This is a genomic window from Mesorhizobium loti, assembly GCA_014189435.1.
Lineage (GTDB): Bacteria > Pseudomonadota > Alphaproteobacteria > Rhizobiales > Rhizobiaceae > Mesorhizobium > Mesorhizobium loti_G.
In genome coordinates, this window is record CP050293.1 from 1,369,777 (window position 1) to 1,396,341 (window position 26,565).

Consider the following 26,565-nt stretch of genomic DNA (forward strand, 5'->3'; position numbering starts at 1 on the left):
CTTTCGCAACAGGCTTATGATGGCCGGGGCCATGCTGGCTGTCTGCACCACCTTCGCACAGGCGCATCAGGAAGCGGCCGCGCCGGCGTCCGGCCCCAATCCGCTGGCCGACAAGGTGCGGACCGCCAACAGCCGGTTTCTCGACGTCAAGGCCGCTGTATCAGAGGGCTATGCGCCCATTCCCTGCGCCAGCGGCATCACCGGCGGCGCCATGGGCATCCACTATGTCAACGGCGGGTATCTGAAGGATGACAAGATCGATATCGCCCGGCCTGAAGCGGTGATGTACGAGCCGATGGCTGACGGCACGCTGCAACTGGTGGCGGTCGAATACATCACCTCGAAGGGGCCGGCGTCGCTGGACGGGCAGCTGTTCAATTTCAACAGCGCGCCCAACCGCTACGGCCTGGGTGAATTCTACGAACTCCATGTCTGGGCCTGGAAGGGCAACCCGACCGGCACTTTCGCCGACATGAACCCGAAAGTGTCATGCGAACACACGATGGCGCCGAGCCAGTAATCGGCAAGGCCAGGCGGCGCCAGCGCCGCCTGGCACTTTCCCGAAAGGCAGACGGGGCGAGGTTGCTCCGGCCCCAGCCAGATCAGGTCATGGTGGCGCCGGCTGCGCCAATCCCACCTCGATGGCATCCCGGCTCGCTTGCGGCAGAACGAACCGCCCGGTCAGGTACCAGAGCAGGGACACGACAAGGATCGAGAGATAGCCATCCACGGCATAGTGCCAGCCGGTGTAAACCGAGCCGAACAGGATGAAGGCCGCGAAGGACCAGCCGGCGATTGCCCACCGACGACCGAAGCCGGTCAGGAAGAACGCGTTGAGCGTGGCGATGGCGACATGCATGCTTGGCATGGCGGAGATGCCGCCGCCCAGTTCCGGGCGGCCACTCTGGTAGGCTGCAAGCAGATAGTCGGCATAGACATGGACCGGCGCGGCGTAGCGATTCTGCGCCAGGGCGGTTCGCAGTGCGGCAAACCGGTCACCGCCGTAGAACTGGTCGTGGAACATTGGGCCGGTGGACGACAGCAGGGTCGCAAGAATGGTGCCGCACAGGATCGTGGTCAGCGCGAACGCCCACAGATAGCGCAAGCGGCTGGCCGGATTGTTCCAGAAGGCGACGAAGAGCACCATGCCGAACCATTGCACGAGCCAGCCAAATCCATAGCCGACGAAAATGACGACCGAGACAGGTTCGGGAACGACGCTGTGCGCCCATGCCCAGGGATCGACGCCATGCAACCGAAGATCAAGCTCCGCCAGGACACGGTCGGCATAGAACGGCACCGTGTCCGGGATGGTGACCTTCAAGGTGGTGAAGGCGGTGATGCCGAGAAAGAACAGAAGGACAATGGGCGCGGCTGTCAGCCAACGCTGCCTGAGTATGTCGAGGACGAACCTTGTCGGGGTATGTCGGGCAAATGCCAGCCCCGCCACACCAAGGCCAGCCGCCAGAAGCGCGGGCAGGAAGAAGGCGAACGGCTCGGCGTAGGATTCCGCCAAATGCAGGTAGCGAGCCGGCTGCAGGCAAAGAGCTGTCACGGCATAGGTCAGACACAAGGCAACAAGCAGCCAGCCGCCCCTGGTTGTCGCGATGTCCAGGTCAAGGATTGCAGTTGGGCGACGATTGTCGCCCAGCTGCCCGGTGTGCTCACTCATGGAAGGACATCCCGCCAGCTGCCCAGAAGATTGTTATGGGTATTTCGAGTATGAAGTATTACCACTCTGTTACACTTATTTCAATTTATGATATTAAGTATCGGATAGATATAATGCATTGTTTGTTGGCAATGATCTATTTACGAAGATGCTACGGGGTAACGCGCTGGCATCATTCGTCGCCTTTCGCGGCTTCAATGTCGGGCTGCCTTGTCATCAGGCTTCGGCTACGGTTGAAACAGGGCCATCGCCTGGGTGGCGATGGCCCGCTTTCAATCATGCGGCTCGATCAGGCGGCCTTGACCAGGCCGAGCTGGGTGAGGGCGGCGACGCCGTCATCAAGGCCGATTTCCTCGACGATCCTGCCGTCGATCACCTTTAGCACGGTGGTGCCGGTGAAGCGCATGGTGCGGCCGGTGGCGGCCGGCAGCGAGCCGACGAGGAAATCGCTGAAGGCCGGGCCGGTATGCGTGCCGCCGCCCTCCCACTGGCCGACGACATAGTCGCCCTCGGCAATCAGGTCGGCCGTGGCCCAGAAGTTGAGGTCCGGGAAGGCGGCGCGGAAGTCGGTCATGAAGGCCTTGATGTCGCCGCGGCCGCGGCGCGGCTCGTGCAGCGAGTATTTCAGCAGCATGTCGGGTGCCGCGATGTCGTCGACGACGGACAGATCGCAGGTTTCACCCCAGAAGTCGGTGAACCATCTGACGACGACGGCCTTGTTGTCTTCTTGCTTGGTCATTGGGAGGTCCTTTTGTCTCTGCAACGCGATCATCGAATTGGTCGATGACCTGAAGCCATGACTAGGACGATCCGGCGGGTGCAAAACTCCGGTTCTTGCCGGCCAATCCAATGGCGGGGTGTGGCAGGTGAGGAGGCAAGGAAAGCATCCATCTCAGCCAGGTAACGCTTTCTTCTCTGGTTTTGCTGCAGATTGCCGCGCTGCGGGGATGAGCGAAACAGACGATGGCGCGTCAGGACAAGAAAAGTCGCAATGGAGCGTTCTGGGCGCTGGCGCTCGAACGCGCTCATCTCGGCGTCTGGGATTGGGACATTGCCGACGGCAGCTGCTTCTATTCGCCGACATGGTGGCGCATGCTCGGCTATGAGGAGGGCGAGCTTGCCGACACGGCTGATCTGTGGCTGCAACTGACACATCCCGACGATCGCGAGCGGGCGCTGGCCAGCGGCGACCGCCACATTGCCGGACAGACCGACGCCATCGAGACCGAGCTCAGGCTGAAGCACAAGCAGGGCCACTGGGTGTGGGTGCTCGATCGCGGCGGCATCGTCGAGCGCGACGCGACGGGTAAACCGCTCAGGCTGATGGGCGTGCAGACCGACATCACCAGGCAGAAGGCCGCCGAAGCCGAGCTCGAGCAGGTCAATGTGCGCTTCCGGCTAGCGCTCGCCGCCAGCGGCACCGGCATCTGGCACTACGACATCGCCACCAACAAGAGCTATTGGGACTCCCGCACCAGGGACATATTCGGCCTCGTCGCCAATACCGACGAGGTGACCGCCGACCTCTGGCATAGTTATCTGCACCCCGACGACAAGGTGGCCACCGAGCAGGCTCACCTGCCGCCGCCCGGCTCGGACGGTGTCACGGCCTCGCAATACCGTATCATCCGGCGGGACGGCCAGGTCCGGCATGTTGAATCGCTGGTGCGGTTCATCGCCGGTGCGGGTGCTGCCGGCCAGATCCTCGGCACGGTTCGCGACATCACCGAGGAAAAACTGCGCGAGCAGGAACTCGCCTATGCCGCCCGTCACGACGCGCTGACCGGCCTGTGGAATCGCTCCGCCTTCGACCGGCTGCTCGCCGACCATATCGCGGCGGGTGCGCCGCTGGCGGTGTTCTATGTCGATCTCGACTACTTCAAGGCACTCAACGACTTTGCCGGCCACGCCGCCGGCGACCTGGCGCTGAAGAGCGTTGCCGCCGGCATTCGCGCCTGCCTGCCGCCGGCAGCACACGCGGCGCGGCTGGGCGGCGACGAATTCGCGCTGCTGGTGCCGCATTGCGATGCCGCACAGGCCGAGCGGATCGCCGCTGCGGTGCTCGGCGCGGTACGCGAGGCCGATCTCGGGCTGGCCGCGTCGACGCGCAAGCTGGCGGCCTCGATCGGCATCGCCTTCATCGACGACGCCAACACCACGGTGGCCGACGCGCTGGCCTGCGCCGACGACGCCTGCTACGCGGCCAAGGCTGCCGGCCGCAACCGTTTCGCGGTGTTCTCCGCGGCGGCGGAAGCGGGATCGGGTGGGCTGAATGCCGCGCGCGTCGCCGCCGACACCGTCGATGCCATGGAAGACGGGCGGCTGAAATTGTTCGGCCAGGAAATCCATCTGCTGGGCAAGCCGTGGCAAGAAAGCCGCCATGTCGAAGTGCTGGCCAGGCTCGTTGCACGCAACGGCCGCCTGGTGCCGCCCGGCGAGTTCATTCCGGTGGCCGAGCGCTTCGGTATCGCGTCGCGGCTCGACCGCTGGATCATCCGCACCGCGCTGTCGCGGCATGGTGCCGCCCTGCGCTCGGGCGCGTTGACGCTCGGCTTCAACCTGTCGGCGCAGACGCTCAGCGATCCGCAGCTGTGGGACTTCGTCGACAGTGTCATCGAAGAAACCGGGGCGCCGCATTCGGGCATCGGCTTCGAGATCACCGAAACCGCCGCCGTCACCAATTTCGACGCTGCCGAACAATTCGTGCGCAAGGCGCGCGAGCGGCACTGCCGGGTCAGCCTGGACGATTTCGGCGCCGGCATGAGCTCGTTCGAATATCTCAGGCGCTTCCCCGTCGACACGATCAAGATCGACGGTTCCTTCATCGAGCACATCACGCAAAGCCGCTTCGACCGCGAGATCGTGCTGGCCATCACCAGCATCGCCCGCAGCCTCGGCTGCGACGTCGTTGGCGAGAAGATCGAACGGCAGGAGACATTGGCGATGCTGAGCGACATGGGCGTCGCCTTCGGCCAGGGATTCTTGCTGCACCGGCCAGAGCCGCTGGAGCAGATTGTCGCGCGCGCGGCAGGGACAGAGACGGCCCGCAAGGCATCGTAATCCTGGATGTATCGAGATTCAGGCCGGGCCTGCCGACCTGAATCTCAACACATTCTGTCCGGCTATCCGGTTCGCCGCGCCTTCGATTGCGGAAACTCCAGCACTCCAGCCTCAGGTGGCCTGTGCTGCGCTTCCGCCACTGTTTCGATCAACAGATCGAGCGCGTCACAGGCCGTGCGGCTCGCCTCGTCATTGCCTTGCAGATAGTGATAGGCGCGTTCGAGGTGGATGCGGGCGGCTGAAAAATCGCTGGTCAATGGTCTCTCCATTATCCCACCCTAAAATACCTTGCCGGAGGCGAGGGAACGCGGGGTAAATATCCACAGTCGGCTTTTATTCAAATGCGGAGGAATGTTGCGGAGGGGGGCGCGGCCGATGACGCTGCCAATCTCCCCCTCGTGGGCTACGGGATGCACACATTTCCAAGCGGCTGGTGTTTGGCGATAGCGTGCATGGCAGCTTGGCGCATGCATTGTCTTATGCTGCGCTGGTCGACCCCCACTCCGTCTCGGCTTCGCCGAGCCACCTCTCCCCCGATCGACGGGGTAGAGGAAAGGCGCCAAGCTTTTTGCCGTCAACGCTCGTCCAGCAACGCTCCCTTCCTTTCCCTCCGGAGGGGAAGGTGGCGCTGCGAAGCAGCGACGGATTGGGGGAACCACGTGGCAATCAAGCCTCGGCCCGATCGGTCATGCCAGTCACAGAAGATGTGTGCATCCCGTAACCCTTGTGGGGGAGATTGGCAGTTCCACTGCCGCGCGGTTAGACTATCGCCTTCCTTGTTCGAGGATCGCCCCATGATCGTCCAGGCCTGCATCAATGGCGCGCGTCCGCGCGATTTCCACCCAAGGCTGCCGCTGACTGCCGAGGCGATGGCCAGCGATGCCGCCGCCTGCGTCGCCGCAGGTGCCGCCGAATTGCACATCCACCCACGCGGCGCGGATGGGCGCGAAAGCCTGGCGGCCGTCAATGCTACCGTGCCGGCGGTGCGCCGTGCTTGTCCGGGCACGCTGGTCGGCGTGTCGACGGGCGCCTGGATCGAGAACGATGTCGAGCGGACCCGCGCGGCGATCGCCGGCTGGCGGGAGCTGCCCGACTACGCCTCGGTCAATCTGTCGGAAGCGGATGCGCCCGCCGTGATGGTGCTGTTGCGCCAGCGTGGTGTCGGCATCGAGGCCGGGCTTGCCACCATCGCCGATGCCGAGCGCTTCGTGGCGCTTGCCGAGCACAACCGGGTGCTGCGCATCCTGATCGAGATCGACATCCAGGACCTGTCGGCAGCACTTGACGAGGCGCATGGCATCGCCGCCGTGCTCGAACGCGCCGGGGTACGGCGGCCGATCCTGCTGCATGGCGTCGACGCCACCGTCTGGCCATTCGTCGCGCTTGCCCATCAAAAGCGGTGGTCGACGAGGGTTGGGCTGGAAGACGGCAAGACGCTCGCCGATGGCAGGACAGCGAAAGACAATGCGGAAATCGTCGCTGCGGCCGTGGCGATTTTTCGCGGTGCGCCTGAGGTCTGAACGGCGCGCCTCACTCCTGCCCGCCGGCCGGTGCTGTCCAGCTGCGCAAGATGTGTTTCTGGATCTTGCCGGATGCGGTGCGCGGCAGCGCATCGGTGAGCAGGAATTCCTTCGGCACCTTGTAGCGGGCGATGCGGGCGCCGCAGTGGCTTGCCAGATCAGCCGGATCGACAACACAGCCGGTTCTGACTACGACAAAGGCGCGCCCGACTTCACCCCAGCGCGCATCGGCGACACCGATCACGGCTGCTTCGGCGATGTCGGGATGGTCGAGCAGCGCCATCTCGATTTCTGAGGGATAGACGTTCTCGCCGCCCGAGATGAACATGTCCTTGAGGCGGTCGACAAGGGTGACGAAGCCTTCCTCATCCTGCCTGGCGATGTCGCCGGTGCGGAACCAGCCATCGGCAGTGAAGGCACGGGCGGTCTCTTCCGGACGGTTCCAGTAGCCTGATGTGATGGAGGGGCCGGACAGCCATATCTCGCCTGGTTCCCCGGCAGCGACATCGCGGCCTTGGTCGTCGACGATGCGCAGGCCGATCGTCGGCGCCGCAAGGCCCGCCGAGCCCGCTTTGCTGGCGATCCGATCGGCCTCGACCGGGATGCCGAGCACGGTGCCGGCTTCGGTCATACCGAAGCCGTCGACCATGCGCACGCCTTGCGCCAGCCACCACAGGATGTCGGCCGCCGGATTGGGCGCGCCGCCGGTGAAGATGGCGGTCAGCGCGGTCCAATTCTCCGGCGCGAAATCCGGATGGTCGCGCAGCATCCTGGCCATCTGCGGCACGCAGAAATAATGGGTGACGCCAAGTGTCGGATCGGCGAGGCGACGGTTGGTGACGCCGGCGTCGAAGCCGGGCGAGATCAGCACCGTGCCGCCTTGCAACAACGGTGGACGCAGGCTGGTCATGAGGCCGATGACATGGAACATCGGTGCGTCGCAGAGGAAGACGCTGGCGTTGCCGACGCGTCCCAGCACGCCGAAATTGACTGCGGTGGCCAAGGCGTTGGCCTCGGTGACAATGACGCCTTTTGGCCGGCCTGATGTGCCCGATGTGTAGAGGATGATCGACGGGGCATCGCTGGCTGGCAAGGGATGGCGCGGCGCCGGCGCCTGTTCCTCGACTGCCGCCGCGAAGGCCGCGACTTCGATCGGCACGCAGCCCTTGGGCTGCGTCATCTCAAGGGCGGCGTCGTGCAGCAGCAGCACCGGATCGCAATCGGCAAGGATCGCCTGCTGTTCGGCATTGGCGAGCCGCCAGTTGAGCGGTACGAAGATGGCGCCGAGCCGCATCGCGGCCTGCTGCAGGATCAAAAGATCGGCGCTGTTGCGGGCAAGCGTGGCGATGCGCTGCCCCTGCTCGATGCCATGGCCGGTTTCGAGCACGCCGACGGCACGCTGGATAGCCGCGTCGAGCGCCGCGTAGGTCCAGCGCCGGCCGGATGCCAGGTCGACACAAGCGACGCGATCGGGCTGCGTCCTGGCGTGCAGGGCCACGGGATCCGATGTCGTCCAGGCCGGCATTCGCATCTCCTCCCAGATTGCGTCAGCGATTTATCGCGTCACCTTGCCTTGTCGTAAGCGCCGAGGCCGGGCTTGTAGCTCTTTTCGTCGATGAACTGGCGGATGCCTTCCTTGCGGCCGTCATTGTCGTAGGAATTGGCCGCCTCCTGTGCCCGCACAAGATAATCCTCGGCATTGTCATAGGTCATTTCGGCGACGCGGCGGATGGCGTCCTTGGTCGCCTTGAGCGCAATCGGGTTCTTCTTCAGCAAGATGGTTGCAACCTCGGTGACGCGCGCCTTCAGGTCCGCCAGTGGCAGGCTTTCATTGACCAGCTTCCAGGCCGCGGCCTTACGGCCGTCGATGAGTTCGCCGGTCAGCGCATGGTACATGGCGTCGCGCATCGACAGGAGGTCGACCACAACCTTGGTGGCGCCGCCGCCGGGCAGGATGCCCCAATTGATCTCGGACAAAGCGAACTGCGCCTCGTCGGCAGCGAAGGCGAGGTCGCAGGCGAAGAGGGGGCCATAGCCGCCGCCGAAACACCAGCCATTGACCATGGCGATGGTCGGCTTGCCGTACCAGCGCAGGCGGCGCCACCAGCCATAGGCTTCGGACTGCGCCTTGCGGATGGCGCCCAGGCCCTTGGCCTCGGTCTCGCGAAAGTACTCCTTGAGGTCCATGCCCGCCGACCAGGCGCTGCCTTCGCCGGACAGCACCAGCACGCCGACATCGTTACGGAATTCGAGCTCGTCGAGAACCTCCATCATGCGCCGGTTGAGCGCCGGGTTCATGCAATTGCGCTTGTCCGGCCGGTTGAAGCGCACCCAGGCGATGCCGTTCTCGACGTTGAAGGCAACGGTCTCTTCGGTCATGGTCGGTGTCCTCCCGTTCCGCTTGGCGAATTGCTATGTAGCATAGCTATCGTATTTGCTATGTCGCATAGTCTTTTTTGCTTGACAAGAGAGGATGTTCGCGGTGATCGGTTGAAGCATGGAAAAGGTACGGCTCCGCATCAGTCCCGAGGACATGCTCGACGCGCAGGTCGGCTACAATCTGAGGCGGGCCTCGGCCTTGGCCTTGAATGATTTCGCCGTCGAGATGACTGATGCGGCGCTGCGCCCGGTCACCTACGGCATGCTGGCGCTGATCGACGAGAAGCCCGGCATCCGCGCCGCCGAGCTCTGCCGCCTGCTCGGCATGAAAAGCGCCAACATGGCGCCGCTGCTCGCCGAACTGGAAGAGCGCGGACTGGTCGAGCGCGACGATCACGCCGGCGACAAACGCGTGCAGATGCTCGCCCTGACGCAGGCCGCCAGGGAGGCCATGCAGGGATGGCGGCAACAGGTTCGCCGGCACGAAGACCGGTTTCTGCACAGGCTGACGAAGAAGGAGCGGGCGGCGCTGCTGCGCCTGCTGCGGCTGATCTGGACTGACGAGGACTGAGGGGCTGCCTGGTTGGCGCCGGCGCTCAAGCCGGAGTGTGGGAAGTTTCTGAAATAGGAGCGCCTCCTATTTCAGAAACCTAGTCCGAAAACGAAATAGCGGCTGGAAGGTCACGATCCCAGAATGATCTGGATCGCCTCGTCCACCACCGGATGCAGGCCGCTGGCCTGGAAGGACAGCCGGTTGCCGGAACCGACATTGCTGGTCATGGCAATGGTCAGCCCCGAGATCGGGTCGTGCAACATGACGGCGACGTAGCCGGGAATGCTGCCCTGGTGGCCGTAGAAGGCGCGGTCGGCGTAGGCGCTCTGGAACATGCCGGCACCGGTTTCGCGCATGCGTGTGCCGGGGAAACTCGCCGGCACGCGACCCCCGAACATCTCGGCGAAGAAGGGCGGCGACAGCAACTTTGCGGAAAACAGGCCGCGCATGAAGCTCACCATATCGGACGGCGTCGACACCATGTCGCCGCAGCCATAGGCGGCGCCGAACGGGAAGGAATCGGAAGAATCCTGCAATGCGTCGGAGTAGGGCAGCACGCCGTCCATGCGCCACATCTCGCCGCCCGAGGCGATGTCGGTGGGCGCGTTCGCTGGCGGCGGCGGCCGGTGGTAATAGCCGCGCACCATCGACTTTTCGGGAAAGGCTTCGGTGGCCGGCGACCAGGTATTCTCCAGGCCGAGCGGCTGTAGCACCGCGCTTCTGACGTAGCCGCCCAGCGGCTGGCCGGAGACGGCCTCGATCACCATGCCGGCCAGCACATAGCCGGTGTTGTTGTACACGGCAGGGCCACCCGGCGCCTTCTGCTTGTCGGAAGCGAAGGCGATGTCGACCAGCTGCCGCGGCATCCATTGCCGGCTCGGATCCATCGGAATGTAATATTCGAACTCCGGCAGGCCGCTGCGATGGTTGATCAGCTGGCGCACCGAAATGTCTTTTGCTCCCGGCAGGTCGGGAAACCAGGAGGCGATCGGCGCGCCGAGGTCGAGCTTGCCGTCCTGGGCGAGCTTGACCAGTGCGGCGGCGACGAAGGTCTTGGTGCAACTGCCGATCTTGAACAATTGGTCGGGCGAGACGGCAACGCCATGCTCCCGGTCGGCGAGGCCGGCGGTGAGGGCGGCGGGTGCTGCGCCTGTCGAGTAGGCGAGCGAGGCGCCAACCGCACCGTCGGCGAGGTAGCTGTCGAGGAGGGAGGGGAGGTCTTTCATCGCCGTGGTCTCACTTGCTGTGTTGGTATTCTGGATCGTGCCGTCGTGCGTTTGCCCGAAGGCCCCCTCATCCGGCCCTTCGGGCCACCTTCTCCCCGGCGGGGAGAAGAGGGCGCCACGTCCGCCCATCGACGCTTTCTGTCTGCCGCTGAAAGAGGAGCCCGGCGCTCGAAGACCTCTTCTCCCCACCGGGGAGAAGGTGGCCGCGTAGCGGCCAGATGAGGGGGCGCCGCGCCAGGTCCTACTCCGCCATATCGACCGCGGCAAAGTTCTGCCTCCCAAACGGATCGAGCACGTAGTTGAGCACGCTCTTTCGGATCGGGATCGCCACCACCGAATGAGCGATCGGCGCCACCGGCACCTCGACCTTCAGGATCGCCTGCGCCCTGGCGTAGATGCCGGCGCGCTGCTTGGGGTCGGCGGCGACGCGGCCGTCCTGCAGCAGCTTCTCGAAGGCCGGATCACACCAGCGCGAGCGGTTGGAGCCGCCCTTCACGCCGTCGCAGGAAAGCAAATAACTCAGCATGTTGTCGGGGTCGCCATTGTCGCTGCTGCCGCCGAGCAGGTAGGCGTCCTGTTCGCCCCCAGCGGTGCGCTTGAGGTATTCGCCCCATTCGAAGCTGACGATCTCGGCCTTGACGCCGACTTTCGCCCAGTCGGCCTGGATCATCTCGGCCATGCGCTTGGCGTTGGGGTTGTAGGGCCGCGACACCGGCATCGCCCACAGGCTGATTTTCAGGTCGCTCTCGTGGCCGGCTTCCTTCAGCAACGTCTTCGCGCCGTCCGGATCATAGTCGATGCCGGCGTCGGTGACGGCGCCGATCTGCGCCGGCGGTACGACACTGCCGGCCACCGTGCCGGCGCCGGCATAGACGGCGTCGACGATCGCCTTGCGGTCGATGGCCTTGGCCAGCGCCATGCGCACGCGCACGTCGCCGAGCGGCTGGTGTTCGACATTGAAGCCCAGGATGCCGATGTTCTGGCCCTTGAGGTCGAGGACGGTGATATCGGGGTCGGTGCGCAAATCGGCGACGGCGCTGGGCGGCGGCGGGGCGGCGACCTGGCACTCATTGGCCTTGAGGCGCTCGACGCGGGTGGTCGGTTCGGGCGTGATGGCGAACACCAGCGTGTCGATCTTCGGCGCGCCGCGCCAGTAGTCCTTGTTGGCGGCGTAGCGGATCTGGCTGTCGGGGACATAGGCCTGCAGCACGAACGGGCCGGTGCCGACGGGTTCCGAGTCGATCAGCTCCGGCGTGCCGGCGGCGACCATCTTTTCGGTCTGCTCCAGCGACAGGATCGAGAGATAGTCGAGCGCGATGCCGGGCAGGAAGGTGACGTTGGCCGCCGTCAGCGTGAAGCGCACGGTGTAGTCGTCGACCTTATCTATCTTGTCGATCAGCGTGCCCATGCCCAGCGCATTGAAGTACTCGTAAGCGCCGCCACCGAGCTTGTGGTAGGGATTGTTGGCGTCGCGCTGGCGGTTGAAGGTGTAGAGCACGTCATCGGCGTTGAGATCGCGCGAGGGCGTGAAATGGTCGTTCGACTGGAATTTTACGCCATGCCTGAGATGGAATGTGTAGGTCTTGCCATCGGCTGAGACCTCCCAGCTTTCGGCCAGTGCCGGGCCGACCTCGGTCGTGCCAGGCTTGAACTCGACCAGCCGGTTGAAGATCGTCTTGGCGGCGGCGTCCATGGTGGAATCGGCGACGCCGATCGCCGGGTTGAAGGTCTCGGGATTGGCTTCCGAGCAATAGACCAGGGTTTTGGCGTAGGCCTGCCCGCCGAGAAGGACGGATGAGGCCAGCAGGGACGAGGTAAGCACTGCGCGCAGACCGGTGGATTTCATCGCAAACGCTCCTGATGACACTTTACGGGTTGAGGGAAGGGCAGGCCGGTGAACTTCATGGCTTCGCCGCGGGGGCGAGAAAACGGTCAGGCGCCAGCGCGGCAGAGGTGACGCCGCGTGCCGCGAGATCGTCGGGCAGGGGCTGGCCGCGCAGCAGCACTGAGCCCAGCCGCGCCAGCGTCAGCGACACCTGGAAACCGTAGCCGCCCTGGCCACCGAGCCAGAAAAAGCCGGGCAGGCGCGGGTCGAAGCCGACGACCGGCGTGCGGTCGGGCGCAAAGGTGCGCAGACCGGCCCAGGGCGTCGACGGACGGCCGATGCGCAGCGATGTTGCCTGTTCGATGCGGTCGACGGCGATGGCGACGTCGATGTCCTCGGGGTAGGCGTCGCAAGGCGCGGAATCGGTTTCGTCGGCGAGCGAGCCGATCAGCCTGCCGGCATCGGGCTTGAAGTAGAATTGTTCGTGCAGATCGACCACAAGCGGCCAGGCGCTGATGTCGGTGCCGGCGGGCGGATCGAAAAGGAAGGCGGTGCGGCGCTTAGGCCGGAAGCCGAGGCCGGAGAGACCGGCCAGGCCGGCGACGACATCGACCCAGGCGCCCGCGGCGTTGACGATGATATCGGCCTGGTAGGTGCCGGCACTGGTGGTGACGCTGAAGCCGTTTGCGACGCGGGAAATCTCCAGCACTTCCTCGCCTGTGCGGATGACGCCGCCGCCGGCCTTCAGCGCCGAGGCTGAAGCCGCCAGCATTTTTGCCGTGTCGACATCCAGCGCGCCGGGTTCATGCACGCCGCCGCAGGTGGTTGCCGTGGCGATGACCGGCACCAGCGCGGTGACCTCCGCCGTCGACAGGCGCCGCACGCTGGGCACCAGCGCCCGCATCTCGGCAGCCATGCGGTCGACGGCTGCATCATCCTCGATGCCACCGACATGCAACGCGCCGCGCCGGTGAGCGGCGAAGCCGCCATCGATGATCGCCTGCCGGCTGGCCAGCGACAGCGCCCGCACCAAAGCATTGCCGTAGGTTTCGGAAAACAGCGCCGCCGAGCGGCCGCTGGCGTGATAGCCGAGATGCGGCTCGCGCTCGAGCACGGTGACCTCGGCCCAGGGCTGCACAGCCGCCGCCAGCGAGAGGCCGGCAATGCCGCCGCCGATGACGACGATTTTTTGAGGGGATTTCGACTGCATCCGCTAGGGGTAGAAATAATTTCGTATCCAGTCAATATTTAGCGTATAAGAAAATTGTTGGTGTTGTTGATGGCGGCGAGGAGTTGGACTACCTAGGGTGAAGAAGCGGCCAGGTAGCCGCGTCAGGAGCTGACGATGTCGGAGCAACCGAACCTCGGTGATTGCCTGCGCGGCTTGAGGAAGACGCATGGCTGGACCTTGCAGGAGGTCAGCACGCTGACCGGCGTCGCGGTGTCCACGCTGTCCAAGGTCGAGAACGACCAGATGTCGTTGAGCTATGACAAGCTGCTGCAGATCTGCGAGGGGCTGGGCATCCATGTCACCGAGCTGCTCAGCGGCGACCGCAAGCAGCCGTCTGCGCGTACCCGGCGTTCGGTGACCTCACAGTCCAACACGCTGCGCCAGCTGACCCGCAACTATGACTACCGCTATCTGGCGACCGATCTGGTGCGCAAGCGCATGGTGCCGATCCACGCCTATGCGCGCGCCCGCACGCCGCAGGAATTCGGCCCGCTGACCAGGCATGCCGGCGAGGAATTTTTGATCGTGCTCAAGGGCGAGATCGAGTTGCACACCGACCAGTACGCGCCGGTGCGTCTGAAACAGGGCGAAAGCGTCTACATCGATTCCACCATGGGCCATGCCTATCTGTCGGTGGGTGAGGGCGACGCCGAGATGCTGTGTGTCTGCTCCGGCGACGAGCCTGATATGGAAGGCACGCTGCTGAGTGTGCTGGAGACGGTGGAGGGGTAGGGCGGGCCCTACCTCGGTGCCGATTGCCGCTCTCCTCAGCGTCGGCGCCGCCCCTCACCTGCCTGCCGGCATCCTCTCCCCGTAAACGGGGCGAGGGACGTTGTCATCGCCGGTTTCGCCAATCGCCGGCGTTGGAGAAAGAGCTTCTTTCTCCCCGTTCTACGGGGAGAAATGCCCGGCAGGGCAATGAGGGGCAGCGCTGGCTTCAACAATCAAGCGGCTCCACTACAGCGCAACCACATGCCCCAATCCCCGCCGTACCGCCTCGCGATAGGCGAGGTCGGCGGCCACCATGTCTTCCATCGCAACACCCATGGCCTTGTAGACGGTGACCTGATCGGCGCTGACCCGTCCCGGCCTCAGCCCAAGCAGCATCTCGCCGAGCTCGGTTCCGGTTTGCGGATCAATGCCCGCCAGTTCGCAAGAACCGACCGGCGTCGGGGCAAAGGCGTCCCTGGTCTCGACGAACAGGCTGGCCCGCCCGACAAGCGCGACCGGCAATTCCCCGCCGGGCGGGGCGACGCCGACCGACGAGACGTGGGTGCCGGGCCGCACCCAGTCGGCCGAGATCACCGGCTGGTAGGAATGCGTTGCCAGGCAGACGACGTCGGACGAGCGCACCGCGGCCTCGATATCGGCGACGGCCACGACGCCGGGATGTTGCGCGGCAAGTGCTTGCGCATCGGCAAACTCCTTCGAGACGACGCGGATCTCGGCGAAGTCGCGCACCAGCGGCAGAAGATGCAAATGCTGGCCGGCCTGCACACCGGCGCCGACCACTGTCGCGACCTTGGCGTCGCGGCGGGCGAGTTCACGCACCGAGAGCACGGCCGAGCCGGAGGTGCGCAGGGCGGTGATGGTGGTGCCATCCATGACGCAGACCGGCATGCCCGTCTCAGGGTCGAACAGATGGATGGTGGCGAGGTGGCTGGGGATGCCCAGGGCGATGTTGCCCTCGAAGACGTTGACGATCTTCACCGTCAGATGCATGCCCGCCATCCAGGCAGGCATCGCCAGCGAATAGCCGGCCTGCGGAATGTCGAGCTGCGGCCGCGCCGGACTGACGACCTTGCCGCCGGACAGCGCCTTGAAGCCGCCGGCGAGCGCGTCGAGAAGCTGGCGCAGGTCGATGCAGGTTTTCACCTCGGCCTCGCTCAGGATGAGTACGGGCGTGTCGCCCTTGGCCTGGGCGCTGCGGGAGGTCGATAGAACTGATGTCATGGGATACGCTTTCGTTGTCGGTTGCACGGCAACGGTATTGCGATCCATCGGCGTGATGAAATACGCTGTTTTTGCTATTTTGGCGTGACTATCACGCTTGTTCGACACAAAAAGTGTGAATTCTGAAATGGACGATCTCGACCGTATCGACCGCTCGCTGCTGCGTTTGTTGCAGGAGGACGGCCGCCGCACGACGCTCGATCTGGCGCGGCGGGTCGGCCTGTCGCCGACCGGGGCGGCGCAGCGCGTCAAGCGGCTGTTCGCCGAAGGGTTCATCCGCGCGGTGCGCGCCGTGCTCGATCCGGCCAGGATCGGACAGGCGCAACTTGTCTTCATCGAGGTGCGGCTCGACCATACTGCGCCGCACGTCTTCGACCGCTTCGCCGAGGCGGTTCTGCGGGCGCCCGAGATCATCGAGTGCCATATGGTGGTCGGCGGCTTCGACTATCTGGTCAAGGCGCGCATCGCCGACATGGCGATGTTCCAGGATTTCTTGCAGCGGGTCATCCTGCCGCTGCCCGGGGTGCGGGAAACGCACACCTACGCCTCCATCGCCAATGTGAAGCCCGACGCCTTGCTGCCGATCTAGAGTAGTTCACCGTTTCACGGAAACGGTTAACTCCTCTAACCCTTTGTTTTGACGCAATTTCCAAGGGAAAGCGCTATGCGCTTTTCCCGGGAAAACCGTTTCACACCTTTCCTGAAATTGCTCTAGACCGGCGGCCTTTCTCCGGCATCGAGCAGCCATTGCCGCACGGCCTGCGTCGGCTCGGGATGGCGCTGTTTTCTCGGCATCACGACATAGAAATCCTGCGTGCCGCGCATTTCGCCGCTGACGGGCTGGACCAGCCGGCCGGCGACGAGATCGGCGGCGACGAGAAAGCGGCTGGCCAGCGCAATGCCCTGGCCGGCGATGGCCGCGTCGATGGCGAGGCCCGTCTGGTTGAAGCGCATGCGCTTCAACTCCGTCGTCATCTTCAGGCCGACTGCCTTTTCCATGAATTCCGGCCACAGATTGTGCGCATCATGCAGCAGGACGTGATGCTGGATCTCGGCTGCGGCGATTTCAGCAGCACCTTTCGGCAGCAGGGCCGGGCTGCAGACGGCGATGATCTGCTGGGGAAACAACAGGTCGACGATCAGGCCGGCGCCGAAGGGCGGGCGGCCCTGGCGCACCGCGATGTCGACGCCATCGGCTTGAAAGCTCGACAGGCTCTCGCTGGCCAGGACGCGCAGGTCGACCAGCGGGTTGTGCGCGACGAAGTCGTGCAGTCTCGGGATCAGCCATTTGGTGGCGAAGGTCGGCGTCACGCTGATCGTCAGCCGCGCCGGCTCAGGGCGAAGCAGCAGCGTCGCCTCCGAGATCAGGTCGAAGGCGCGGCGGATGTTGGGGACATAGGCGCGGCCCTCATCGGTCAGCGCCAGGCCGCGCGGCAGCCGCTCGAACAGCTTCGTGCCGAGATCGGCCTCCAGCCCGCGAATGTGCTGGGCCACCGCCCCTTGCGTGACATTCAGCTCTTCGGCCGCGATGCGGAAGTTGAGATGACGCGCCGAGGCTTCGAAGGCGCGCAGCGCATTCAACGGCGGCAGGCTGAGGAAGGCTTCGGGCATGCAGGAGTTTTTCTACAGGTTGATTTCAGGCATTCTGGTTCGAACCGGTGGGGAAAACCAGCTATATCAACGCTCAGCTCCCGAAAACACCGCTTGCGGTGCCCGCCGACCCTGAGAGGAAAATCCAATGAGTGTAGAAAAAGTAGCTGTGGTCGTGGCCGGCGGCAGCGGCATGGGTGCTGCGGCGGCCAAGCGTCTGGCGGCGGACGGCTTCAAGGTCGCCATCCTGTCTTCCTCGGGCAAGGGCGAGGCGCTGGCTGGGGAATTGGGCGGCCTCGGCGTCACCGGCTCCAACCAGTCGAACGACGATCTGCAGCGCCTGGTCGACCTGACGCTCGAGCGCTATGGCCGCATCGACGTGCTGGTCAACAGCGGTGGCCACGGGCCGCGCGCACCGATCCTGGAAATCACCGACGAGCAGTGGCACACCGGCATGGACGTGTATTTGCTCAACGTCATCCGGCCGGTTCGCATCGTGGCGCCGCAGATGGTCAAGCAGAAGGGCGGCGCCATCATCAACATCTCGACCGCCTGGGTGGTCGAGCCGAGCCCGATGTTCCCGACTTCGGCGGTGTTCCGCGCCGGCCTAGCCGCCTACACCAAGATCTTCGCCAACACGTACGCCGCCGACAATGTGCGCATGAACAATGTGCTGCCCGGCTGGATCGACAGCCTGCCGGCCACCGAGGAGCGCCGCGACAGCGTGCCGATGCAACGCTACGGCACATCGGAAGAAATCGCCGCGACCATCTCCTTCCTGGCCTCCGAAGGCGCCGGCTACATCACCGGCCAGAACATTCGGGTCGACGGCGGCATTATCCGCGCTATTTGATGGCTCCGACCGGGAGGGGGATTCCGGCACCTCACCCAAGGAGCAAAAAATGCGGCTTTTAATACTCGGCACCGGCTGGATGGCGCAGGAACATGCGCGGCGCTTCAGCGCCATCGAGGGCGTCGACATTGTCGGCGCCGTCGATGTCGATCCGGCGCGCGTCGGCGAATTCGCCGACAGTTTTGACATTCCCAACCGCTTCACCTCCTTGGAGGAAGCGCTGGCATGGGGTGAGTTCGACGCGGTGGCCAATGTCACGCCGGACCGTATCCATCACCCGACCACCATGGCGCTTATCGCCGCCGGCAAGCCGGTGCTGTGCGAGAAGCCGCTGGCCGAAAACTATGGCAAGGCCACCGAGATGACTGACGCCGCCGAGGCCGCCGGCATCGTCAACATGGTGAACCTCACCTATCGCAATGTCGCCGGGCTGCAGAAGGCCCGCCAGATGGTGCAGGCGGGCGAGATCGGCACCGTCAGGCATGTCGAGGCGTCCTATCTGCAAAGCTGGCTGGTGTCGAAATTCTGGGGCGACTGGCGCACCGATCCGAAATGGCTCTGGCGGCTGTCGCGCAGCCACGGCTCGAATGGCGTGCTCGGCGATGTCGGCATCCACATCCTCGATTTCGCCAGCTATGGCGCTGCGCTCGACATCGACCATGTCTTCTGCCGGCTGCGCGCTTTCGACAAGGCGCCCGGCAACCGCATCGGTGAATACGGGCTCGACGCCAATGACAGCTTCGCCATGACGCTGGATTTTTCCAACGGTGCCTTCGGCGTGGTGCATGCCAGTCGCTGGGCGTCAGGCCATCTCAACGAACTGCGTCTGCGCATCTATGGCGACAGAGGCGGCCTCGAGGTGGTGCACAATCTCGACGGCTCGGCGCTCAAGGCCTGCATCGGCGAGAATGTCGAGAACGCCAAATGGGAAGAGCTCGACGCCGGCACGGTGGCGACCAACTATCAGCGTTTCACTGACGCGGTGCGAACCGGTGTGCAGGCCGAGCCGTCTTTCCGCCATGCGGCCGAATTGCAGAAGGTGCTGGATCTGGCCGTCGTCTCGGATGAGAAGCGCGCCGAGCTGCGGGCGAGCGCGGATACGCAGTAGGCTTGGGTTCCTCGCCCCCCACGGGAGTGGGGGAGAGGTGGCCGCGAAGCGGCCGGAGAGGGGGCCGGCGCCAGCGGTCGAAGATAGCATCTCTAAGCCAACTGCGGATTAGGTCTGCGCCAGTCCCCCTCTCCGTCTCGGCTTCGCCGAGCCACCTCTCCCCGCTTTGCGGGGGCGAGGAACCCAAGTTCTGCGAGGGATTCAATTCGCCGGCACGGCCTCGCCCTGCTGGTCCGCGTCGGTCAGCGTTTGCAGGAAGGCGACGATGTCGTCGATTTCGGGGTCTGTCAGTGCCGGTCTGTCGCCGGGTTTCTTGCCGTTGAAGGGTGGGTCCTGGTTGAGGTTCGGCCAATAAGCCTTTGGCAGATCCTCATATTGCTTGACCGTGCCGTCGGCGTTTTTCGAATACCAGCGGCCGGGGTCGGTATCGCGCGTCGCGTAGAAGGCGACCGCGTCGCGCAGCGTGTGGAAGGTGCCATTGTGGAAGAAGCTTTTGCGCAGCGCCACGTTGCGCAGCGTCGGCGTGCGAAACAGGCCGCAATAGTCGGTTCGGCCTTTGAAGTCGCTGCGCAGCGGTCCGCACAGGCCGAGGTCGACATAGGCGGGGTCGGCATTGGCCGGGATCGTCGTATTGCGCGGCACGGCAATGGCGATCAGGCCGAAATCGGTGAATTGCGGCGGCTCGCCGTCATTGGCCGGTTCGCTCAGATGACAGCTGGCGCAATTGCCCTTGGTCTCGTCCTCGAACAGCGCGCGGCCGTGCAATTCCTGCGCCGTGAGCTGCGCCTTACCAGCAAGAAAGGCATCGTAGCGGCTGGAATAGGGATAGAAGTCGGACGCGCTCTGCTCGAAGGTGCCGAGCGCCTCGGCGGCGGCGCCGAAGGCGTCGTCCGGGTGGTCGAAAACCTGGTCGCCGAAGGCGGCCTTGAAGTCGTCGGCATAGGCCGCCTTGCGCAAGGCGGACGTGACGGCGGCGGCATCCTTGTTGGCCATCTCGAACGGCGACAGCAGCGGGATCTTCGCCTGGTTGCTGCCGCGGTCGGCGCGGCCGTCCCAGGTCAGGCCGCCGGTTGGGCCATTGTCGACGCTCTCGTCGCCCTCATCCTCGGAATCGTAGAAATGCTCGGTGAAGGCCGGCACCGCCTGGAGGTAGCGAAGCGAGGGCACGGCGCGCAGTCCCGGCTGGTCGAGATGCGGCCCGCCCATTTCGACGGGTGCGGCCGAGGCCGGACCGAAGGCATGGTGCGGATCATGGCAGGACGAGCAGGCCTGCTTGCCGGAGGCAGACAGCGACGGGTCTAAGAACATTTTCCGACCAAGCGCGGTCAGGACGGCGGCGCGTGCGAAGGCGTCGGCGCGCGACATTGGGCCGGGGTGGACGCTGCCGGTTCCGGCACGAACAAGGGTTGCCGGCAGGGTCGCGGCAAAGCCGAAGATCGACGCCGCGGCGGCCGCGATCATCAGGCTTTTCCATCGTCCTGTCGGCATGGGTTCAATCCGGTTTGCTCCGGAATTAAGTTCGCACTGCAACGGATTGATGACTGGTCCATCCGCTCACGCAACCGTGTTCGCCGGCAGCGCAAATGTCACAAAGGTGACAAGGCATCGACTTAGCCTTTGCAGCCGTGGCCGTTGCCCCAAGCCATGCATTGCCCCTCTAGCCATCCCCCCAGCCATGAGGACTTCCCATGACGCGGCCTTTTACCTCCCTTTGCCTCGCCAGTACGGCCCTGGCATCCTTCGCCAGCGCGGCCATGGCCGCACCGCCCGGTTACGACAAGATCGACACCGTTGTCGTCATCTATGCCGAGAACCGCAGCTTCGATAATCTCTATGGCGGCTTCCCCGGCGCCAACGGCCTGGCAAATGTCTCGGCCGACCAGGCGCGTCAGCTCGACCGCGACGGCAAGCCGCTCACCGAACTGCCGCCGGCCTGGGGCGGCCTGACCGCCAAGGGAGTGACGCCGCCGGTCACCGAGGCGCAGTCGGCGCATCTCACCAATGCCAGCTTCGCCATCGACGATGCCAGCGGCTTCAACGAGAAAACCTCGGTCATCACGCGCGACCTCTGGCATCGCTTCTATCAGGAGCAGATGCAGATCGACGCGGGCAGAAACGACAAGTTCGTCGCCTGGGCCGATTCCGGCGGCCTGGTGATGGGCCATTATGACGGATCGGTGCTGCCGATGTGGGCGGTGGCGAAGAAATACGTTTTGGCCGACAATTTCTTCCAGGGCGCCTTCGGCGGCTCCTTCCTCAACCATTTCCAGCTCGCCTGCGCCTGCGCGCCGGTCTATCCGCACGCCGACACCAGCCCAGTGAAGGGGCAGATCGCCGTGGTCGAAGCCGATGGCAAGACGCTTAAAGTGGCCGACAATTCGCCGGCCTCGGCACTTGGCGGCGCACCCAAATTCGTCAATGACGGCGCCATCACGCCCGACTTCTATGCCGTCAACACCATGCAGCCGCCCTATCAGCCGAGCGCCAACAAGCCGGTCGAGGGCGGCGACAAGGCACTGGCCGATCCGGCGCAGCCGACGACGCTGCCGCCGCAGCACGACATCACCATCGGCGACCTGCTGTCGCTGAAGGGCGTCGACTGGGCCTGGTATGCCGGCGCCTGGCAGGCAACGCTCGACGGCAAGAACGCGACGCCGGTGCCGAACTTCCAGTTCCACCACCAGCCGTTCAACTATTTCGCCGCCTACGCGCCCGGCACGGCCGCACGTACCGAGCACCTCAGGGATGGCGGCCTGGATGGTGCCGAATTCATCAAGGCGATCGACGACGGCAAGCTGCCGGCGGTGAGTTTCTACAAGCCGCAAGGCAATCTCAACGAGCATGGCGGCTATGCCGATGTGGCGAGCGGCGACCAGCATCTCGCCGACCTCGTTTCGCATCTCGAGAAAAGCCCGCAATGGAGCCACATGCTGGTGGTCGTCACCTATGACGAGAATCGCGGCTTCTGGGATCATGTCGCGCCGCCCAAGGCCGACCGCTGGGGGCCGGGCAACCGCATCCCGGCGTTCATCATCTCGCCCTATGCGAAGATGGGGACCGTCGACCACACGCAATACGACACGACGTCGATCCTGCGCTTCATCACCGCGCGCTACGATTTGCCGGTGCTGACCGGCATCGTCGCCCGCGACAAGGCGCTGCGCAACAACGACCAGCCGCCGATGGGCGATCTCTCCGCGGCGCTCGATCTCAGCCGGTAGGTGGACTTCAAATCTTACCGCCGCGTCGCAAAGGCGCGGCGGCCCGTTTCACGGGCCGGTCACCAGGTCGAAAACCAGTTTCTGCAAATTGCCGCCATCGCCGAATTCGACGCGGTCGAAGTCGCGGCTTGCCTGCACCCGCGCCTTCGATATCGCGTCGAGCCGCTTGACCACTTCGGCCCTGGTCTTGCTGCATTTGGGATCATCGGCGATGGTCAGGCCGTCCGCCGCCGCTTCGATGTCGTGGACCATCTGGATCATGCTGGCGCCATGTACCTTCTCATGGGCGGTGACGCCGGCGATGAAGACGTCCCAGTTCCTCTGGACGGCCGGCGGCAGGGAACCGGAGGGTTTTGGCAAGGCGTAGGTGATGATAAGCTTCGGCCGCCCCACCGTCAGCACGCAGTCCTTGCCCCTGGGCTTGTAGTCCCTGCCGCTCCAGGTCAGCTTGAAATTGGTGTAGGCCATGGTGCGCGTCCTGGCGCCGCGGATCAGCGGCCCTTTCTCGCCGATCGAGCGGTAGAGCTCGGCGCCGGACTGGCCCGATATGGCGTAGGGCTCGATCTTTTCGACAGGCTTCCACTCGGCATGGGCGGCCAGCGGAAAGGCCAGCGGGACGGCCAACAGAAGACACAGACGAACACAGGCTCTCAACACCGCTCTCCGCAAAATCAGGACCGGGCGACATCTGCGCGACGGGCAATGCCACAGGACAGCTTTTCCTATAGAATGCCTGCTGGTGCTGCAAATGCCCTAGAGGGAGTCAATTGGGGGAAGTCATGAGAGCTGGATATCTCGTCGTCGCCGGTACGGTAGCGGTCCTGCAGGCCATACAGCCGGCGTTTGCCGCGTCGTGCAACGGCTGGAGTGCGAAGATGGAGGAAGACGAAGGCGGCAGCGTGCTGACCGCCTCGGTCTGCGGCGGGCCGAAAGGCGACGCGCATCTGATGCTGATTTGTTTCGACACGCCGGTGCTGAGCTACGATCTGGGTGCTGCCGGCCAGCAGCTGGAGCCTGGCATCAGCGGTTCGTTCGCGTTCAAGGCCGACGGCAAGGCTGTGACCAAGACGCTGCAGTTAGAGGCCATGTACAATTACTTCGTGGTCAATCTGGCGAAAGCCGATCCGCTGCTGGACCTGTTGCGCGGGAAAGGCGAGGTCAGCGTCAGCGCGGCCAAATACGGCCAGGCCAGTTTTCCGCTGAAGGGCTCGAGCGCTGCCATCGGCAAGGTGCTGGCGCAGTGCGGCAAGGCCAAACCCGCCGATGGGGATTGATAGAGGATCCTTCGCCATCGCCAACGCCTGGCATGACGCGGCCTATGTCTCGCCATGTGCCGCGACATAGTCGATCTCGGACCGGCTGATGCCGATGTCCTTGAGCATGAAGTCCGGCATCGTTTCCAGATGGCGCCGGTCGCGACGGTGACGCCAGCGGCGCAGCAGGCGTGCCAGCAGGGTTGAGGCAAAACGCCATTGTCGGGCGCTGATCAGGATGCGTTCGGTTTCGGTCATGGCTTCCTCGGAAAACAGGGCGAAGCTCTTGCCGGCGCCGCGCCGGCAAGAGCCGACGCGACCTCAATCGGCCATCTTCATCGCGTCGCAGGACACGTCGGGGTTCATGTCGGCGAAGGTGCCGGTCGGGTTCTTCTTCCAGGCCCAGACGTGCAGTTCGTAAAAGGGACCCAGGCCATAACGATTGGGCGCGCTGTTGAAGTTGAACAGCTGCCCCTCGAGTGAGGCCGGGCCTTTCGAGGTGATGTATTCGACCGCCACCAGTTTCAGCTTTCCGTCGGCCATCGGCTCGTACATCACAGCCTCGGGCCTGGAGAGATCGACGGCGTCGTCCTTCAGGTAGGCCCCGTTGACATAGTGGATGCCCATGGCGCCGCCGGTGATGCCGCTGGCGCAGGGGATGGGCACGTAACCCTCGGCGGTGGCCGTGGCCACGGTCTCGAACCGGCCGTCGGCCGCGCGCACTTTTTGCGCCAGGATATTGGTGTCGCCGGCGCCATGGGTCGCGGCGTCATGGGCATGAACCGCCGTCGCCGCGACGGCAAGAGCGGACAGGAGGAACGGGGCGGCAAGGCGCCGGGTCCAGGGCAGGAATGTCATGGTGACTCCATAGGTTTGCTGTCGCGCGCCGGCCATCCCGGTCCGAACGCGTTGGTTGTGGGGGGAGGCGCGTCCCGATCGCGGTGTCAGGCTCCGGCGGTCTGCGGGCCGATGAAGGCGGCGATCTCCGTCACCTTGTTGGCGGGGGAAGCCGCCCTCGCGGGCATGTCGCTCGACCATTTCGGCGCTTTCGGCCTCATGCACACAGTAGATCTTGTCGCCGGCGACATAGGAGGTGAGCCATTTGTAGGGCACGCCGAGCCCGGCAACGACCTCATTGGACTTGACCGAGATTTCCCTGAGCTCATTGGCGCTCAGCCGGTCGGCGCCTACGATTTCGCGTTCGATGATGAATGTCGGCATTGTCGGTCTCCGTTGTTGGTTGACGGCCCGATCAATCCGATCGACGTTGGACCTGGTGTGCCGCCGGCGAAAGAAACAACGCGGGAGCGGTCACACGCTTTGTCCCACGGCGGTGGCGCAAGCCGCATGCGAGGATGGGGCGGCGAGCATGGCGGCGGAAAAAGTGGGCGGTACGATCAGGCTTCTTGGCGACCCCGCCATCCTCGATGCGAAGGGGCAGAGCCAGCCCGTGCGCGGCCATCAGGCCTGGGCGCTGCTGGCGCGTGTGGTTCTGGCGCGTGCGCCGCTCGACCGCCGCGCGCTGGCGGTGGAGCTGTTTCCCGAAACCGTCGATCCGCTGGGTTCGCTGCGCTGGTGCCTGGCCTCGCTGCGCAAGGCGCTCAACAGCAGCGACTGTCTGTATGGTGACCCGATCGAGGGGCGCTTTGCGGGCGATCTGGACATCGACGCGCTACGGCTCGACCGCGACGATTTCGACATCGAGGCCGCCGGGCCGCTGCTCGGCACGCTGGAGCCTCGTTGCAGCCCGGAATTCGCCACCTGGCTGCTGGTAGAGCGCGAACGCATCGCCGGCATCGTCGAAGCCCGCATCCGCCAGGAAACGATCCGCGCCATGTCGGTCGAGGATCATGGCCGCGCGACGCGGCTGGCCGAACTTGGCGTCCGGCGCAACCCCTATGACGAGGGTGCGCACATATTGCTGGTGAAGAGCCTGGCATTGGCCGGACGCTACCAGGCGGCCCTCGACCATGTCGAAGCGACCGAGGCGGTGTTCGTGGCGGAGCTCGGCGAGAAGCCGTCGGCCGCTTTGCGCAGTGCCGCGCGCCGCACCATCTCCTCGCCGCCCAGCGGGATCTCACGCCAGGCCTTCGTCACCTCGCTGATGCAGTCGGGCCTGGCCGCGCTTTCGGCGGGCGCCGTGGATGCCGGCATCGATTGCCTGCGCCGCGCCGTGCGCGACGCGGAAAAACACAAGGACGCGCAGCTGACGGCGCGCGCCATGTTCGAGCTTGGCACGGCACTCGTGCATTCGGTCAAAGGCTATGATGACGAAGGCTCGGTGCTGCTGCGCCAGAGCACGGAACTGGCGCGCCAGGCGGGCAGCGCGGCCATCGCCTCGGCGGGGTTTCGCGAACTCGGCTATGTCGAGGCGCTGGCGGGGCGACGGCCCTCGGCCGCCACCTATCTGTCGCAGGCGCTGGAATTGGCCGCCGGGGGCGAAAACCTGGCCGGTATTCACGGCGTCATCGGTTTCAACCTGGTCGACTGGGGCCGGGTCGGCGAGGGGCTCGATCACTACGCGCTGTCGCTGGAGCATGCGCGCTCGGCCGGCAACCGCCGCCGCGAGATCTGGTCGCTTGGGCTTGGCGGCTGGGGCCTGCTCGCCGCCGACCGGCTGGAGGAGGCCGATCGTTGGCTGGAAGACTGCCTGGCGCTGGTCGAGGAACAGCGCTGGATATCATTTCGGCCCTGGCCGGTGGCGGTGCTGAGCGAATCCCGCACCCGCCGGCAGGTGCACCCCGATGATTTGCGTCCCCGGCTGGAGGAGGCCTTCGCGCTGAGCTGCCAGATGAACGATCCCTGCTGGGAAGGGGCCGTCGCACGCGCGCTGGCGCTGACCTATGCGGCGCAAGACGCATTCGTGCCGGCCATGGAGTGGCTGGGCGAGGCGCGCCGGCGCTGCATGCGCGACACCGACAGCTATGCCGGGCTGCAGGTGGAGATCCTGGCGAGCCAGGTGGACGTCAATCTGAAGCTGGACCAGCCTGAGACGGCCGACGCCATCGCGCGCGAATGGCTGGCGCTGGCGGCGCGCACGCATCGCGATGCGCATGTCGTGCGCGCCGCCGCGTTTATCGCCCAACGCAACTGACGCTACCGCGACACCCTGTTCAGGCAG

25 protein-coding genes and 1 pseudogene are annotated in these 26,565 nt (G+C 65.0%); 11 read left to right on the forward strand and 15 right to left on the reverse strand.

Features of this window, described 5'->3' with window-relative positions; genetic code table 11:
• Positions 1–19 precede the first annotated feature (19 nt).
• Positions 20–520, forward strand: a complete 501-nt coding sequence (locus tag HB777_06635; GenBank protein QND68687.1) for a hypothetical protein — start codon at positions 20–22, stop codon at positions 518–520.
• Positions 521–607: 87 nt separating this feature from the next.
• Here the strand turns inward: HB777_06635 and HB777_06640 are convergent, their stop codons facing one another.
• Together HB777_06640 and HB777_06645 are read right to left on the reverse strand one after the other, a co-directional pair.
• Entirely contained in the window at positions 608–1,672 is a 1,065-nt protein-coding gene (locus HB777_06640) for a hypothetical protein (GenBank protein QND63611.1), read from the reverse strand.
• Positions 1,673–1,961: 289 nt separating this feature from the next.
• The gene (locus HB777_06645) at positions 1,962–2,411 is read right to left on the reverse strand and encodes an ester cyclase (protein ID QND63612.1); all 450 of its coding nucleotides are present in this window, start codon (positions 2,409–2,411) and stop codon (positions 1,962–1,964) included.
• A 224-nt stretch (positions 2,412–2,635) separates the two neighbouring features.
• Between HB777_06645 and HB777_06650 the strand changes: the two genes are divergently transcribed.
• Positions 2,636–4,732 (forward strand): EAL domain-containing protein, encoded by a 2,097-nt coding sequence (locus HB777_06650; protein ID QND63613.1) that lies wholly within the window; start codon positions 2,636–2,638, stop codon positions 4,730–4,732.
• A gap of 62 nt (positions 4,733–4,794) precedes the next feature.
• Here the strand turns inward: HB777_06650 and HB777_06655 are convergent, their stop codons facing one another.
• Positions 4,795–4,989, reverse strand: coding sequence for a hypothetical protein (locus HB777_06655; protein QND63614.1), 195 nt, complete (start codon positions 4,987–4,989; stop codon positions 4,795–4,797).
• Positions 4,990–5,526: 537 nt separating this feature from the next.
• On the opposite strand from HB777_06655, the gene HB777_06660 reads away from it, so the two are divergent.
• Complete coding sequence (locus HB777_06660) at positions 5,527–6,252, forward strand: 3-keto-5-aminohexanoate cleavage protein (GenBank protein QND63615.1); 726 nt, start codon at positions 5,527–5,529, stop codon at positions 6,250–6,252.
• A 10-nt stretch (positions 6,253–6,262) separates the two neighbouring features.
• Here the strand turns inward: HB777_06660 and HB777_06665 are convergent, their stop codons facing one another.
• Together HB777_06665 and HB777_06670 are read right to left on the reverse strand one after the other, a co-directional pair.
• On the reverse strand, positions 6,263–7,783 hold the full coding sequence (locus HB777_06665) for an AMP-binding protein (GenBank protein QND63616.1): 1,521 nt from the start codon (positions 7,781–7,783) through the stop codon (positions 6,263–6,265).
• 32 nt (positions 7,784–7,815) lie between these two features.
• Positions 7,816–8,631 carry a p-hydroxycinnamoyl CoA hydratase/lyase gene (locus HB777_06670; protein QND63617.1) on the reverse strand — a complete coding sequence of 272 codons (816 nt, stop codon included), beginning with the start codon at positions 8,629–8,631 and terminating at the stop codon, positions 7,816–7,818.
• A 118-nt stretch (positions 8,632–8,749) separates the two neighbouring features.
• On the opposite strand from HB777_06670, the gene HB777_06675 reads away from it, so the two are divergent.
• Positions 8,750–9,202, forward strand: coding sequence for a MarR family transcriptional regulator (locus HB777_06675; protein ID QND63618.1), 453 nt, complete (start codon positions 8,750–8,752; stop codon positions 9,200–9,202).
• Positions 9,203–9,312: 110 nt separating this feature from the next.
• On the opposite strand, the gene HB777_06680 is transcribed toward HB777_06675, so the two are convergent.
• From HB777_06680 to HB777_06690, 3 genes are all read right to left on the reverse strand, one after another.
• Positions 9,313–10,410, reverse strand: coding sequence for a beta-lactamase family protein (locus tag HB777_06680; protein QND63619.1), 1,098 nt, complete (start codon positions 10,408–10,410; stop codon positions 9,313–9,315).
• Positions 10,411–10,651: 241 nt separating this feature from the next.
• Entirely contained in the window at positions 10,652–12,256 is a 1,605-nt protein-coding gene (locus tag HB777_06685) for an ABC transporter substrate-binding protein (GenBank protein ID QND63620.1), read from the reverse strand.
• Between the two features lie 55 nt (positions 12,257–12,311).
• Positions 12,312–13,445, reverse strand: coding sequence for an FAD-binding oxidoreductase (locus HB777_06690; protein ID QND63621.1), 1,134 nt, complete (start codon positions 13,443–13,445; stop codon positions 12,312–12,314).
• Positions 13,446–13,580: 135 nt separating this feature from the next.
• Here HB777_06690 and HB777_06695 point away from each other — a divergent pair, with 135 nt between their 5' ends.
• A complete protein-coding gene (locus HB777_06695) occupies positions 13,581–14,198 on the forward strand; it encodes a helix-turn-helix domain-containing protein (protein QND63622.1) in 618 nt (205 codons plus the stop codon).
• A gap of 225 nt (positions 14,199–14,423) precedes the next feature.
• Here the strand turns inward: HB777_06695 and HB777_06700 are convergent, their stop codons facing one another.
• Complete coding sequence (locus HB777_06700; GenBank protein QND63623.1) at positions 14,424–15,467, reverse strand: ornithine cyclodeaminase family protein; 1,044 nt, start codon at positions 15,465–15,467, stop codon at positions 14,424–14,426.
• A 79-nt stretch (positions 15,468–15,546) separates the two neighbouring features.
• Here HB777_06700 and HB777_06705 point away from each other — a divergent pair, with 79 nt between their 5' ends.
• Positions 15,547–16,008, forward strand: a complete 462-nt coding sequence (locus HB777_06705) for an AsnC family transcriptional regulator (protein ID QND63624.1) — start codon at positions 15,547–15,549, stop codon at positions 16,006–16,008.
• Positions 16,009–16,130: 122 nt separating this feature from the next.
• Here the strand turns inward: HB777_06705 and gcvA are convergent, their stop codons facing one another.
• The gene (gcvA, locus tag HB777_06710; GenBank protein QND63625.1) at positions 16,131–17,030 is read right to left on the reverse strand and encodes a transcriptional regulator GcvA; all 900 of its coding nucleotides are present in this window, start codon (positions 17,028–17,030) and stop codon (positions 16,131–16,133) included.
• A 127-nt stretch (positions 17,031–17,157) separates the two neighbouring features.
• Here gcvA and HB777_06715 point away from each other — a divergent pair, with 127 nt between their 5' ends.
• Positions 17,158–17,862 (forward strand): SDR family oxidoreductase, encoded by a 705-nt coding sequence (locus HB777_06715; GenBank protein ID QND63626.1) that lies wholly within the window; start codon positions 17,158–17,160, stop codon positions 17,860–17,862.
• Positions 17,863–17,911: 49 nt separating this feature from the next.
• Positions 17,912–18,970 carry a Gfo/Idh/MocA family oxidoreductase gene (locus HB777_06720; protein ID QND63627.1) on the forward strand — a complete coding sequence of 353 codons (1,059 nt, stop codon included), beginning with the start codon at positions 17,912–17,914 and terminating at the stop codon, positions 18,968–18,970.
• A gap of 201 nt (positions 18,971–19,171) precedes the next feature.
• On the opposite strand, the gene HB777_06725 is transcribed toward HB777_06720, so the two are convergent.
• Positions 19,172–20,458, reverse strand: coding sequence for a cytochrome-c peroxidase (locus HB777_06725; GenBank protein QND63628.1), 1,287 nt, complete (start codon positions 20,456–20,458; stop codon positions 19,172–19,174).
• A gap of 200 nt (positions 20,459–20,658) precedes the next feature.
• Between HB777_06725 and HB777_06730 the strand changes: the two genes are divergently transcribed.
• Positions 20,659–22,191: an acid phosphatase gene (locus HB777_06730; protein ID QND63629.1), complete on the forward strand. Its 1,533-nt coding sequence runs from the start codon at positions 20,659–20,661 to the stop codon at positions 22,189–22,191.
• Positions 22,192–22,239: 48 nt separating this feature from the next.
• On the opposite strand, the gene HB777_06735 is transcribed toward HB777_06730, so the two are convergent.
• Positions 22,240–22,818 (reverse strand): DUF922 domain-containing protein, encoded by a 579-nt coding sequence (locus HB777_06735; protein QND68688.1) that lies wholly within the window; start codon positions 22,816–22,818, stop codon positions 22,240–22,242.
• Positions 22,819–23,066: 248 nt separating this feature from the next.
• Here HB777_06735 and HB777_06740 point away from each other — a divergent pair, with 248 nt between their 5' ends.
• On the forward strand, positions 23,067–23,465 hold the full coding sequence (locus HB777_06740; protein QND68689.1) for a hypothetical protein: 399 nt from the start codon (positions 23,067–23,069) through the stop codon (positions 23,463–23,465).
• A gap of 42 nt (positions 23,466–23,507) precedes the next feature.
• Here HB777_06740 and HB777_06745 read toward each other — a convergent pair whose 3' ends face one another.
• The 3 genes and pseudogenes from HB777_06745 to HB777_06755 form a co-directional block, all read right to left on the reverse strand.
• On the reverse strand, positions 23,508–23,702 hold the full coding sequence (locus HB777_06745; GenBank protein QND63630.1) for a DUF1127 domain-containing protein: 195 nt from the start codon (positions 23,700–23,702) through the stop codon (positions 23,508–23,510).
• A 63-nt stretch (positions 23,703–23,765) separates the two neighbouring features.
• Positions 23,766–24,302 (reverse strand): hypothetical protein, encoded by a 537-nt coding sequence (locus tag HB777_06750; GenBank protein QND63631.1) that lies wholly within the window; start codon positions 24,300–24,302, stop codon positions 23,766–23,768.
• An 86-nt stretch (positions 24,303–24,388) separates the two neighbouring features.
• A pseudogene (locus tag HB777_06755) lies at positions 24,389–24,665 on the reverse strand (DUF4242 domain-containing protein).
• Between the two features lie 148 nt (positions 24,666–24,813).
• On the opposite strand from HB777_06755, the gene HB777_06760 reads away from it, so the two are divergent.
• Positions 24,814–26,538: a hypothetical protein gene (locus HB777_06760; GenBank protein QND63632.1), complete on the forward strand. Its 1,725-nt coding sequence runs from the start codon at positions 24,814–24,816 to the stop codon at positions 26,536–26,538.
• Positions 26,539–26,565: the final 27 nt, after the last annotated feature.

Bases quoted from the DNA above. Each gene is read 5' to 3' on its own strand.
- HB777_06635 (QND68687.1), top strand. From the start codon at position 20: ATGGCCGGGGCCATGCTGGCTGTCTGCACCACCTTCGCACAGGCGCAT.
- HB777_06640 (QND63611.1), bottom strand. From the start codon at position 1,672: ATGAGTGAGCACACCGGGCAGCTGGGCGACAATCGTCGCCCAACTGCA.
- HB777_06645 (QND63612.1), bottom strand. From the start codon at position 2,411: ATGACCAAGCAAGAAGACAACAAGGCCGTCGTCGTCAGATGGTTCACC.
- HB777_06650 (QND63613.1), top strand. From the start codon at position 2,636: ATGGCGCGTCAGGACAAGAAAAGTCGCAATGGAGCGTTCTGGGCGCTG.
- HB777_06660 (QND63615.1), top strand. From the start codon at position 5,527: ATGATCGTCCAGGCCTGCATCAATGGCGCGCGTCCGCGCGATTTCCAC.
- HB777_06665 (QND63616.1), bottom strand. From the start codon at position 7,783: ATGCGAATGCCGGCCTGGACGACATCGGATCCCGTGGCCCTGCACGCC.
- HB777_06670 (QND63617.1), bottom strand. From the start codon at position 8,631: ATGACCGAAGAGACCGTTGCCTTCAACGTCGAGAACGGCATCGCCTGG.
- HB777_06675 (QND63618.1), top strand. From the start codon at position 8,750: ATGGAAAAGGTACGGCTCCGCATCAGTCCCGAGGACATGCTCGACGCG.
- HB777_06680 (QND63619.1), bottom strand. From the start codon at position 10,410: ATGAAAGACCTCCCCTCCCTCCTCGACAGCTACCTCGCCGACGGTGCG.
- HB777_06685 (QND63620.1), bottom strand. From the start codon at position 12,256: ATGAAATCCACCGGTCTGCGCGCAGTGCTTACCTCGTCCCTGCTGGCC.
- HB777_06690 (QND63621.1), bottom strand. From the start codon at position 13,445: ATGCAGTCGAAATCCCCTCAAAAAATCGTCGTCATCGGCGGCGGCATT.
- HB777_06695 (QND63622.1), top strand. From the start codon at position 13,581: ATGTCGGAGCAACCGAACCTCGGTGATTGCCTGCGCGGCTTGAGGAAG.
- HB777_06700 (QND63623.1), bottom strand. From the start codon at position 15,467: ATGGATCGCAATACCGTTGCCGTGCAACCGACAACGAAAGCGTATCCC.
- HB777_06705 (QND63624.1), top strand. From the start codon at position 15,547: ATGGACGATCTCGACCGTATCGACCGCTCGCTGCTGCGTTTGTTGCAG.
- gcvA (QND63625.1), bottom strand. From the start codon at position 17,030: ATGCCCGAAGCCTTCCTCAGCCTGCCGCCGTTGAATGCGCTGCGCGCC.
- HB777_06715 (QND63626.1), top strand. From the start codon at position 17,158: ATGAGTGTAGAAAAAGTAGCTGTGGTCGTGGCCGGCGGCAGCGGCATG.
- HB777_06720 (QND63627.1), top strand. From the start codon at position 17,912: ATGCGGCTTTTAATACTCGGCACCGGCTGGATGGCGCAGGAACATGCG.
- HB777_06725 (QND63628.1), bottom strand. From the start codon at position 20,458: ATGCCGACAGGACGATGGAAAAGCCTGATGATCGCGGCCGCCGCGGCG.
- HB777_06730 (QND63629.1), top strand. From the start codon at position 20,659: ATGACGCGGCCTTTTACCTCCCTTTGCCTCGCCAGTACGGCCCTGGCA.
- HB777_06740 (QND68689.1), top strand. From the start codon at position 23,067: ATGGAGGAAGACGAAGGCGGCAGCGTGCTGACCGCCTCGGTCTGCGGC.
- HB777_06745 (QND63630.1), bottom strand. From the start codon at position 23,702: ATGACCGAAACCGAACGCATCCTGATCAGCGCCCGACAATGGCGTTTT.
- HB777_06750 (QND63631.1), bottom strand. From the start codon at position 24,302: ATGACATTCCTGCCCTGGACCCGGCGCCTTGCCGCCCCGTTCCTCCTG.
- HB777_06760 (QND63632.1), top strand. From the start codon at position 24,814: ATGGCGGCGGAAAAAGTGGGCGGTACGATCAGGCTTCTTGGCGACCCC.